The following is an 11,269-nucleotide window of genomic DNA, read 5'->3' as shown; positions in this document are numbered from 1 at the left end:
TTTTCCCGCATTATGCTCCTTCAACCTCCTTTTCTGTCTCCGGAACCGGTTCTGCCTCCGAGGTCGCTTCCGCAACCGGAACTTCCTCCTGAGCCGGTTCTGCCTCCGAGGCCGCTTCCGCAACCGGGGCTTCCTCCTGAGCCGGTTCTGCCTCTGAGGCCGCTTCCGCAACCGGGGCTTCCTCCGAAACCGAGGCCGTTTCTGCAACCGGGGCCTCCTCCGAAACTGGAGCTTCCTCCTGGGCCGGAACTTCCTCCGAAACCGGGGCTGCGTCCGTCGCGGGGGCAGGCCGGGGAGCGAGCGCCGCTTCGTCCTCGTCCTCAAACTCGAGGCGAATCGTCTCGAGGACATGCTGCGCCGTCTCCTGTTCCAGGCCGGACCGGCGCATCAATTCATCCACGGAAAGCTCCACCACCTGCTTCGCGGTGTCGCAACCGATATTGCGCAGTTTCTCCAGCGTATCGGGGCTGAAAGCGTCCGCAAACTCGTCGATCTCCACATCCTCCTCGTCCTCTGCAATTTCCCGGTATACGTCTATTTCGTACCCGGTCAGGCGCGAAGCCAGCCGGATATTGATACCGCCCCGTCCGATGGCCTGGCTGACCTCTTCGGCCTTCACCACTACTTTCGCGCGCGGCGGATCCAGCTCATCGTTGATCGTCACGCTCACGGGATTTGCGGGCGAAAGCGCCCGCTCGATCAGCCGGTAGGGGTCGCTGGAGTATTCCAGCACATCTATATTTTCGTTACCCAGTTCGCGAACGACCGCGTGAATCCGAACGCCCTTCACGCCTACGCAGGCGCCCACCGGATCGATCCGCTCATCGTTGCTCAGCACAGCCACCTTGGCCCGCTCGCCGGGCTCGCGAACGATGCGCCTGATTTCCACGATGCCCTCGTATATCTCAGGGACTTCCAGCTCGAACAGCCGCTCCATAAACACGGGGTCCGCCCGGCTGATGATGACCTGCGGGTTGTTGCCGATATCCCGTTTGACCTCCTGTACAACCGCCCGAAGCATGTCTCCCTTGCGATACCGGTCCTTGAATATCTGCTCTGAACGAGGAAGGACCAGTTCCACCTTGTTGTGGATCACAAGCACCTCGCGCCGGCGCGTCTGGTAGATCTCGCCCACCACCACTTCGCCGATCAGGTCGGAGTAATCCTGGTATATCTTCTCTTTTTCGATATCCCGGATACGCTGGCTGAAAGCCTGGCGGGCCGCCATCACCGCGCGGCGGCCAAACCCCCCGATATTGATCTCGCTGGCTACTTCTTCCCCCACCTCGAAATCCTCATCCACCTCCTTCGCGGCATCCAGTTCGATTTCCGTGACCGGATCCTTCAGATCCCAGTTCTCCACGATATCCTGGACGTGGATGATCTGAATATCCCCGTTATCCGGATTGAAAATAATGTCGAAGTTGTCGTCTGCGCCGTAGCGTTTGCGAATCATGGCTCGAAAAACATCCTCGACGATCAGCGTGAGGGAGTCACGATCGATATCCTTTTCGCGCGCAATCTCTGCAAACGACGATATAAGTGTCGTGCTCTGCATGTCTCGGTATCTCTTGCCGGTTGGTTTTCGTGTATATCTGCGAAGGGTTGCCGGTCGGTTTCACCATGGAAGCTGCACATGGGCCCGCACCACGTCATCCAGGCGGATACGGCGCACATCCGAACCCGATACGGCCACTTCGATCGCATCGTCGGCGGCGGCCAGCAGCCTGCCGGTCACCTCCGTAGCTCCGGGATCGTTTTCGACCGCGTAGCGAACGCGTACGTCCCGACCCACATTTTTGCGGTACTGCCGCAACAACACGAGAGGACGATCGAGGCCGGGCGTAGACACATTCAGCGTATAACGCCCCGCAATGATATCCTCCATGTCAAGCAGGAATCCCACCTCGCGGCTGATTCGCGTCAGATCGTTGGCGCCAAACGCCTCGTCGCTGTCCACAAATGCCTCGACCACGCGGGACCCTTTGGCGCCGCGCACCTTGACCTCGACGAGAAACACTGCCGAATCGGCAATAACTTCCTCGACAAGCGCCGCAATGCGCGCGCAAAGATCGTCGTTTTCCTGCACTTGTGACGGCCCGATCATGGATCGCTTCGCGTCTCCCGTGTTATAAAAAAAGCCCGTACCCGATTACCGGGGCGGGCGCTAACGTACTACGCCAACGACAAAAAAGGCGGCTTCCGAAGAAGCCTCCTACGTATCATGTCAACCAGAGGCAGACAGCCCAATTCGGGCCGAATGCCTGGTCGGACATTGCTCCGCAGTGACGTAGAACACGACTTGATGGGGGTTGTTCCGAATATTCCGGCATGGATCTGCGGGCCGTCCGACGCAAAATCTCTCTGGAGAAGCAGGCGCCCGGAAACCGCTCACATGAGCGTCAGGCGTTTTTCTTCTTCCACCGGGGCAGGATAGTCGAGCATGTAATGGAGTCCCCGGCTCTCGCGGCGCATTTGCGCGCTCCGGATGATCAGATAGGCTACGGCAATCATATTGCGCAATTCACATAGCTCGACGGAAACACGGGTCCGGCGGTAGAAATCCTCCGTCTCCTCATACAACAGTCTGGTGCGGCGGAACGCACGGTCCAGCCGCGGCGAGGAACGCACCACCCCCACATAGTCCCACATCACCCGCCTGAGTTCGTCCCGGTTGTGCGATACAAGCACCCATTCGTGCGGGCTTTCCGTGCCGCTTGCATCCCATTCCGGGATATCCTCTCTGAAAGACTGCCCGCGCACATACTCGATCGCCGCACTCGTCGCCCGGCGGCTGAACACCAGCGCCTCGAGCATCGAATTGCTCGCCAGGCGATTGGCGCCATGCAGCCCCGTACAGGCCACCTCCCCGCAAGCGAAAAGCCCTGCAATCGAGGTGCGCCCCACATGATCGGTGAGCACGCCGCCGCATTGATAATGCGCCGCCGGAACGACCGGGATCGGCTGCCGGGTGATATCGATCCCGAAGCCGAGGCATGTGGCGTGTATGTACGGAAACCGCTCCCTGATCATATCGGCAGGCCGGTGGGAAATATCGAGCAGCACATACTTTTCGCCGTGCTGCTTGAGCTGGTCGTCGATCGCGCGGGCCACGATATCCCGGGGGGCCAGCTCTTCCCGCCCGTCATAGGAAGGCATGAAACGCTCGCCCTTCATATTGTACAACCGGCCTCCCTCCCCGCGCACAGCCTCCGAGATCAGAAAGGAATCCGCTTCCGGATGATACAGGGACGTCGGATGGAACTGCACGAACTCCATGTTCGCGATCCGGCCCTTGGCCCGGTATACCATGGCCACCCCGTCTCCGGTGGCCACGTCCGGGTTGGTGGTGTGGAGATAGATTTCCCCGGAGCCCCCGCTGGCCAGCAAGGTCGATCGGGCGAGAAAAACTTCCACGCGATCTTTCTTCGAATCGTATACGTAGGCGCCGAAGCAGCGAATATCCGGGCGCAGTTTCGTGACATGCTGCCCCAGATGATGCTCCGTAATGAGTTCGACGGCAAAGTGGTATTCGAAGGTTACGATATTCGGATGCCTGCGCACCGAAGCAAGGAGCGCGCTCTCCACCTCCCTGCCCGTCGTATCCGCCGCATGCACAATGCGATCCGCGGAATGCCCTCCTTCGCGCCCAAGGTGCAGTTCCCCGTCCCGGCGCGTAAAATCGGCGCCCATTTCAATCAGCTCGCGCACCCGTTCGGGCCCCTCTTCCACCACGAAGCGCACGACCTCGGGATCGCAAAGCCCCCCTCCGGCCGCCACGGTATCCTCGATATGGCTATTGTACGAATCGGGCGGCGCCATGACGGCGGCAATCCCGCCCTGCGCATAATTCGTGTTCGATTCGGCCGTCTCTTTCTTGGTAACGATGGCCACGGAACCGTGCTCGGCCACCTTCAGCGCATACGAAAGCCCCGCCACCCCGCTGCCAATTACCAGAAAGTCGACCTTGACCATGGCGCTGTCCGTCTATGCGTCTGTCCGCTGCATCAGAAACGCCTTCACAAACGGTTCGATATCCCCGTTCATGACCGCCTGCACATCCGTCACCTTCATATCCGTGCGGTGATCGTTCACCATCGTGTAGGGCTGAAACACGTATGATCGGATCTGGCTGCCCCATTCGATCTTCTTCTTCGAACCCTCGAGCCGGTTCTTTTCCGCCTCCTTGATGTCCTGCTCCAGTTGATAAATACGGCTTTTGAGCATCGTCTCGGCGCGATCCCGATTCTGCAACTGACTGCGCTCCTCGGTACATTCCGCGACGACACGCGCAGCTTCGCCGTTCGATAACTTCCCGCTCCAGATGAGCCGCACGCCGGTTTCCACCTTATTCACGTTCTGGCCACCCTTGCCCCCGGAGCGGAAGGTCTGAAGTTCGACATCGTCCGGATTCAGCACAATATCTATGGTGTCGTCGATCTCCGGGTACACAAACACGCTGGCGAAAGACGTATGCCGCCTGCCGCTGGAATCGAAAGGCGATATCCGCACCAGCCGATGTACCCCCGTTTCGGACTTCAGATAGCCATAGGCATACGGCCCGACCAGACGCAGGCTGGCGCTCTTGATGCCCGCCACGTCTCCGACCTGATGCTCGACCAGCTCGGCCTGGTAGCCGTTGCCCTCGGCCCAGCGGGTATACATCCGCAAAAGCATTTCCGCCCAATCCTGGCTCTCCGTACCGCCGGCCCCGGGGTGGATCGTGAGAATGGCGTGCCGCTCGTCGTCCGGCTCCCCCAGCATATTTTTGAACTCGAGCTTCTCCAGCGCTTTTTCCATGCGGGCGGTTTCCGCCTGAATCTCGTCCGCAAGATCAGCGCTCTCCTCTTCGGCAAGCAGAAGCAGCGTTTCGATGTCCTCCGCTTGCCCGGAAAGATCTTCCCACTCGTCGAGCCATGCCTGCTCGACCGACAATTGCTTTTCGACCTTGCGCGCTTCGTCCGCATGGCTCCAGAAATCCGGATCCATGCGCTTCTCGTTCAACGCCTCGATCGTACTCCTGCGGCGATCGACGTCAAAGATAGCCTCCGAGCACCCGCACGCGCTCCAGAAGGGAATGGATATGGTCCTGGGAATATGACATGCCCGTTACAAAACAGTAACAAATACAGTAGCACAAAGGTCGGCGAACGCTCGGAAACGATCTCCGTATGGCGGGTGCTCGTACGACGCCGCGCGCGCATCGTTTCATGGCAAAGCGCCCCGGACGTTCCCGACAGCCTGTTACCCCCGCAGCGCCGGAACCTTACGCCCGGCACCGGTCGGCAAACCGCGTAATGCGCCGCACCGCTTCTTCGAGCTTATCCATGGCCGTGGCGTACGAACAGCGTACATACCCCGCGCCGCTCGGCCCGAAGGCGTCCCCCGGAACGCATGCCACCTGTTCCTCCTTCAGCAATTGTTCTGCGAAATCCTCGGACGACAAGCCCGTGGAGGTAATATCGGGAAAGCAATAAAAGGCGCCTTCCGGTTCGAAGGTCGGCAGCCCGGCGGCCCGCAGGCCGTCCACGATGAAACGGCGGCGCGCGTCATAGGACCGGCGCATGCGTTCCACATCCTCATCGCACGCTTCAAGCGCCGCCACAGCGCCTACCTGCCCCATCGTGGACGAGCACATCACCACATACTGGTGCATCTTGTACATGGCGTCGCTGAGGCCCTCCGGAGCACAGGCATAGCCCACCCGCCAGCCGGTCATCGCATGATTTTTGGAAAATCCTCCTGCCAGGATCGTGCGCTCGTAGAGCCCGTCCAGCGACGGCAGGCTCACATGCCCCTCTTCGGCCGCCCGGCCATACACCAGCCGGTCGTATATCTCGTCGGACAGCACGACCAGATCGTTTTCGATCACCACTTTCGCAATGTCCTCGAGCGTTTCGCGCCGGAGCACCGCCCCGGTGGGATTGCTCGGATACCCGATAAAAAGCACCTTCGAACGAGGCGTGATCCGGGAAGCAATATCCTCCGCGGTCACCTGAAACCCGGTTTCCACCCTCGTAGGTATGTACACGACCTTTGCGCCGGCGAATTCCGCAAGCGGGCCGTACGACACGAAGCAGGGCTCGGGAATAAGCACCTCGTCTCCGGGATCGATCGTCGCCAGCATGGCGACCAGCATGGCTTCGCTGCCCCCTACCGTGACGATGATCTGATTCTGCGGGGAATAGGAAATACCATAGCGCCGCTCCAGGTTTTCCGAAATCAACCGGCGCAGGCGGAGCAGCCCCGCATTGGACGTATAACCGGTCCGCCCCTTGTGCAGCGAGGCGATGGCCGCATCGATGACCGGCTGCGGCGACACGAAATCCGGTTCGCCGATGCCCAGGGAGATGACGTCCTGCATCGTGGCGGCTATCTCGAAGAACCGGCGAATGCCGCTGGGCTTCGTGTTATGGGCCCGTGTGCTGATAAAGCCGGCGGTATGCGTCGGAATACGTTCGGACATGGCGAAAGGCTATTGAAACCGGATCCACACATATTGGAAGATAGTACGGAATTGACGCAGATTAAATCCATGAACAAACGAACAAGACGATGTCTGTTCCATTCCGAAATTTCGTGAACGGCTCCTGGCTTGACGCCGCCGACGGCGCAACGTTCGAAAAGCTCAACCCGGCTCGTACCCAGGAACTCATCGGACATTTTCCCGAATCCGGGCAAGCCGATATCGACGCCGCAGTCGCCGCCGCGCACCAGACCCTTCCCGCCTGGTCGGATACGCCGGCGCCGCAGCGGGGAGAAATCCTCCGGCGCATCGGGGATCTGCTGACCGAGCGGAAACGGGAGCTCGCCTTCGAGGAAACCCGCGAAATGGGCAAGCCCTTCGCCGAAACCTGCGGGGACGTTCAGGAAGCCATAGACACCGCATACTATGCGGCCTCGGAAACGCGGCGCCTCTTCGGACGCACGGTGCCCAGCGAACTGCCGGACAAATTCAACATGAGCATCCGGCGTCCCGTGGGCGCCGTCGGCATCATTACGGCCTGGAATTTTCCGATCGCCGTGCCGACCTGGAAGATATTTCCGGCGCTGGCTTGCGGGAATACGATCGTCTTCAAGCCCAGTGAAGACGCACCGCACAGCGGCATGCTGCTTACGCGCCTTTTCACCGACGCCGGCGTGCCTGCCGGCGTGTTCAATCTGGTGCAGGGAGGCGCCGCCACCGGCGAAGCGCTCGTCAACCACCCGGGCATCGACGCCGTTTCGTTCACCGGCTCGAACGACGCCGGCTCGAAAATCGGTGAGGCGTGCGGAAGGCTGAATAAACGTCTCTCCCTCGAGATGGGCGGCAAAAATGCGCAAATCGTGATGTCGGACGCCGACCTGGACCTTGCGCTCGAAGGCGTATTGTGGGGCGCCTTCGGAACCACCGGCCAGCGCTGCACCGCAACCAGCCGGCTTATTCTGCACGAAGCCATTCACGATATCCTGGTCGAGCGCCTCATCGAGCAGGCGCAGAAACTCGTCCTGGGATACGGCAACGACGAGGGGGTAAACATCGGACCGCTCATCAACGAAAAAGCCCTGGAGAAGGTGACCCGCTACGTCGAGATCGGGCGCAGCGAAGGCGCAACCCTCCGTATGGGAGGAAAACAGGCTGCGCAGGGAGCGCTTGGTGACGGCTTCTTCTTCGAACCCACCCTGTTCACCGGGGTCACGCCGGAAATGCGCATTGCGCGCGAGGAAATCTTCGGCCCGGTGCTTTCCGTACTCAAGGTCGCGTCCTACGAAGAAGCGGTAGCCATGGCGAATGCCACGCGCTACGGACTATCCTCCAGTATCTACACGCAGGACGTACGCCTGGCATACCGCGCCATGAAGGATATCGAGGCGGGCATTACATACATCAACGGGCCGACGATCGGCGCCGAGGCGCACATGCCTTTCGGGGGGGTGAAGCACACCGGCAACGGCCACCGCGACGGCGGCTGGGAGGTGTTCGACTTCTACACGGAAACGAAAACCGTCTACGTGGACTACAGCGGACGTTTGCAAAAAGCGCAGATGGATAACGTGGCTTCGTAGGAACGAATGCTGCATCTGTCTCACGGCTCAGGCACCACCCGAACCTCCAACGGCGCCGGAGTGTCCAGATGCACGTCGCGCTGCGGAAACGCGACCACGATCCCTTCCTCCTCAAACAAGTCGGCAATACGCAGGCGAATGTCACCGCGAATCTCGCGCAACATCTTGTCGCCGGTGACGACGCACCAGAAATAGGCATCGAAGATCAGCGCGCTGTCGCCAAAGTCCTCGAACACCACGCTGGGACCGGGCTCCCGCTTGACCTTCGGATGTTCGGTCACGGCCTGCAGGACAAGCTCGGACACCCGGCGGATCGGTGAGCCGTATACCACGCCCACGCGCACGATACCGCGGACTTCCTGATCGATGAGCGCCCAGTTGATCACCGTGCGTTCCAGCAGGTGGCTGTTGGGAACCACCAGATGCACGCCGTCGGTGCGGCGGATGCGTGTGGAACGGTGGCCGATGTGTTCAACGAAGCCCTGCCAGTTGTCGAACTCGATGAAATCGTCGATTCGGATGGGGCGCTCGGAGAGGAGAATCCAGCCGCTGATGTAATTGTTGATGATGTTTTGCGCGCCGAGTCCGATGCCGACCGCGATGGCGCCTACGGCGAAGGCAAAGGCGCTGATCGGAATGCCAAGAATGTTCAGCGCGAGGAGAAAGAGCATCACCAGTGCCGTCAGAAACGCGACCCGCTTCAGGGTCTGCACGGTATCGGGGCGAAGTTCCGTTTTCGACAGCCGCCGCACGACGAGAACCCCCACCAGTTGGCTGGCAAAGTAACCCACGACCAGCAAGAGCAGGGTCAGAACGACCTGCCCGACCGTGATGGCCTGGCCCCCGGGCGGGCTAATCAGGACAAACCCCCAGAGCGCTTGTACGTGTTCCCACACTTCGTTCAGAGTCATGACAGGACGGGTCTTACCCGGTTGGCGCCGGCGGCACAGCCGCCCGCGTGGTGTGTCACGGCAGAGATCAAAGTATAGTGCGCGTCCCGGGGAACTCCAACTTTCAGGGAATCGTTATCCGCCCCGCCCATTATCTCTGATGCCGCCGACTTTCACGCGGTGCAAATACGACGTTTCGGGAAAACCCAATGGCCTCGACCACCAACCGCCAGGACGTCCGATACGAACCTGACGAGCGTCCTCCCCTCCCGATCACCGTCGGACTCGGGATTCAGTACGCCATCCTCTGCATCGCGAGCGTCGTCCTGACGCCCACGGTCATGATCACCGTGGCAGGCGCCGGGGACGCTTACCTGTCATGGGCCGTCTTCGCGGCGCTCCTGATCAGCGGGGTGACGACGGTGATCCAGGTGCGCAAGGTGGGGCGCATCGGGGCCGGCTACATCCTCGTCATGGGGAGCACCGGCGCATTTCTCGCCGTGAGCGTGACGGCGCTCGAACAGGGCGGGCCGGCCATGCTCGCGACCCTGATCATCGTATCATCCCTGGTTCAGTTCGTGCTTGCCGCGAGGATGGCGCTCCTGAGGCGCATCTTCACACCCACGGTAGCGGGCACCGTACTCATACTCATCCCGGTGACGATCTCCCCGCTCATTCTGAACAAACTGGCCGATGTGCCCGCGGATGTCTCGCCGGCCGCAGGCCCGGTCGTCGCGAGCGTGACGCTGCTGGTCATGCTCCTCGTCCCGCTTGGCTTCTCCGGAGCATTGCGGCTTTGGGCGCCGGCCATCGGCATCCTGGCGGGCTGCCTGACCGCCGCCTTCGGTTTCGGGTTCTTTGACATGTCGGCGGTGGCGGAAGCCGCATGGATCGGGTTGCCGCAACTGGCCTACCCCGGGGTGGACCTGACTTTTTCCCCGGCGTTCTGGGCGCTCCTGCCGTCCTTTATTATGGTGACGCTGGTGGGTGCGCTGGACACGCTCGGAGACACCATTGCGATTCAGCGGGTTTCGTGGCGCAGGCCGCGCGCAATCGATTTCCGGTCCATCCAGGGCGCGCTTTCCGCCGACGGCCTGGGCAATCTACTGGCCGGCCTCTCGGGGACGGTCCCAAACACCACCTACGGCATGAGCATCAGCGTCGCGGAACTTACCGGAGTCGCCGCGCGCCGCGTCGGCGTCTGCGTGGGCATCGTCTTCATGGCGCTCGCGTTTCTGCCGAAGTTCATCTATCTCCTCATCTCGATACCGGGACCCGTCGTCGCGGCGTACTTCGTCGTGATCGTGGCGCTCATCTTCATCTTCGGGATGAAGATCCTGGTGCAGGACGGCCTGGATTTCCGCAAGGGCCTGGTGGTCGGCGTCGCCTTCTGGATCGGGCTCGCGTTTCAGTTCGACTGGATCTACCCGGAAGCCTTTCAGGGTATATGGGCCGAACTCCTCGGAAACGGCATGACCGTCGGGGGCTTCACCGTGATTCTGCTCGCGATGTTCGAGGAAATATTGGGGGGGCGCCGGTTACGTCTGAAGACCCGGCTGACGCCCGGGATCCTGTCGGAGATCGACGACTTCATGGTGAAGTTCGCCGCGCGCAAGAATCTGGGCGAAGAGATGGAACTGCGTTTGCGCGCCGTGGGTGAGGAAACCGTACACATTCTCATGCGCGGGGAGGAAGAGACGGACGGTTCCGAACGCCGCCTGCTCCTCATCGCCGGCAGCGACGGCGACTCGGCCGACCTGGAGTTCATCGCAACGACCGACGAGACGAACCTCGAGGACCAGATGGTGATGCTCAACGAGGGAGCGCCGAGCATCGGAGAAGAAACCCCGCTGAGGCTGCTGCGCCACTATGCCTCATCCATACGCCACCAGCAGTATCACGACATCGATATTCTGTCGATACGGGTGGAGAACGCCGCACAGCCGAGGGCGGGGATAGATTAGGGACTCTGAAACTCCGCCCCTGTAAAGCGACAGTAAATCGGCATTAGCCGATGGTTCCAGAACTGCAAGGTTCCTCCGGATTCCGGAGCGTGTAATTTTTTCTACCTGCCGCGATTATTTCAGCAGCACCATATGCCGGGTCAGCGTGTGTGTCCCTGTTTCAAGCACATAGACGTACATCCCGCCGGGCCACCCGGAGGCATCCAGCCGTACTTCATGTTCGCCCGCCGGGCGCAGGCCATCCACCAGCGTAGCCATGTTTTGCCCCAGCAGGTTGTATACAGACAACCGGACCTGACCGGAAACCGGTTGCATCCAGGAAATGGAAGTGCCCGGATTGAACGGGTTCGGATAGTTCTGTCCAAGAGA

9 protein-coding genes are annotated in these 11,269 nt (G+C 60.9%); 2 read left to right on the top strand and 7 right to left on the bottom strand.

All coding sequences use genetic code 11. The features are described from left to right. Window positions 1-10 precede the first annotated feature (10 nt). From nusA to F4Y00_08025, 5 genes are all read right to left on the bottom strand, one after another. Window positions 11-1,558, bottom strand: coding sequence for a transcription termination/antitermination protein NusA (gene nusA, locus F4Y00_08045; protein ID MYE04904.1), 1,548 nt, complete (start codon window positions 1,556-1,558; stop codon window positions 11-13). Between the two features lie 60 nt (window positions 1,559-1,618). Further along, window positions 1,619-2,107, bottom strand: coding sequence for a ribosome maturation factor RimP (locus F4Y00_08040; protein ID MYE04903.1), 489 nt, complete (start codon window positions 2,105-2,107; stop codon window positions 1,619-1,621). Window positions 2,108-2,391: 284 nt separating this feature from the next. Next, window positions 2,392-3,975, bottom strand: a complete 1,584-nt coding sequence (gene nadB, locus F4Y00_08035) for an L-aspartate oxidase (GenBank protein ID MYE04902.1) — start codon at window positions 3,973-3,975, stop codon at window positions 2,392-2,394. A gap of 12 nt (window positions 3,976-3,987) precedes the next feature. Beyond that, a protein-coding gene (locus F4Y00_08030; protein ID MYE04901.1) for a peptide chain release factor 2 occupies window positions 3,988-5,104 on the bottom strand; the annotation gives its coding sequence in 2 pieces (ribosomal slippage) (window positions 3,988-5,037 and window positions 5,039-5,104; 1,116 coding nt in all). A gap of 162 nt (window positions 5,105-5,266) precedes the next feature. Then, window positions 5,267-6,466, bottom strand: a complete 1,200-nt coding sequence (locus F4Y00_08025; GenBank protein MYE04900.1) for an aminotransferase class I/II-fold pyridoxal phosphate-dependent enzyme — start codon at window positions 6,464-6,466, stop codon at window positions 5,267-5,269. A gap of 89 nt (window positions 6,467-6,555) precedes the next feature. Here F4Y00_08025 and F4Y00_08020 point away from each other — a divergent pair, with 89 nt between their 5' ends. Next, the gene (locus F4Y00_08020; protein ID MYE04899.1) at window positions 6,556-8,046 is read left to right on the top strand and encodes an aldehyde dehydrogenase family protein; all 1,491 of its coding nucleotides are present in this window, start codon (window positions 6,556-6,558) and stop codon (window positions 8,044-8,046) included. Between the two features lie 20 nt (window positions 8,047-8,066). Here the strand turns inward: F4Y00_08020 and F4Y00_08015 are convergent, their stop codons facing one another. Beyond that, on the bottom strand, window positions 8,067-8,957 hold the full coding sequence (locus tag F4Y00_08015; protein ID MYE04898.1) for a mechanosensitive ion channel: 891 nt from the start codon (window positions 8,955-8,957) through the stop codon (window positions 8,067-8,069). Between the two features lie 188 nt (window positions 8,958-9,145). On the opposite strand from F4Y00_08015, the gene F4Y00_08010 reads away from it, so the two are divergent. Next, window positions 9,146-10,900: a hypothetical protein gene (locus tag F4Y00_08010; protein MYE04897.1), complete on the top strand. Its 1,755-nt coding sequence runs from the start codon at window positions 9,146-9,148 to the stop codon at window positions 10,898-10,900. Window positions 10,901-11,014: 114 nt separating this feature from the next. Here F4Y00_08010 and F4Y00_08005 read toward each other — a convergent pair. Further along, window positions 11,015-11,269 (bottom strand): T9SS type A sorting domain-containing protein (locus F4Y00_08005; protein MYE04896.1); only part of this gene is annotated, 255 nt, incomplete at its 5' end.

The organism is Bacteroidetes bacterium SB0662_bin_6 (genome assembly GCA_009839485.1).
Lineage (GTDB): Bacteria > Bacteroidota > Rhodothermia > Rhodothermales > VXPQ01 > VXPQ01.
Note: the sequence above shows the minus strand (reverse complement) of the source record. Positions and strands in the feature narration are given on the sequence as shown.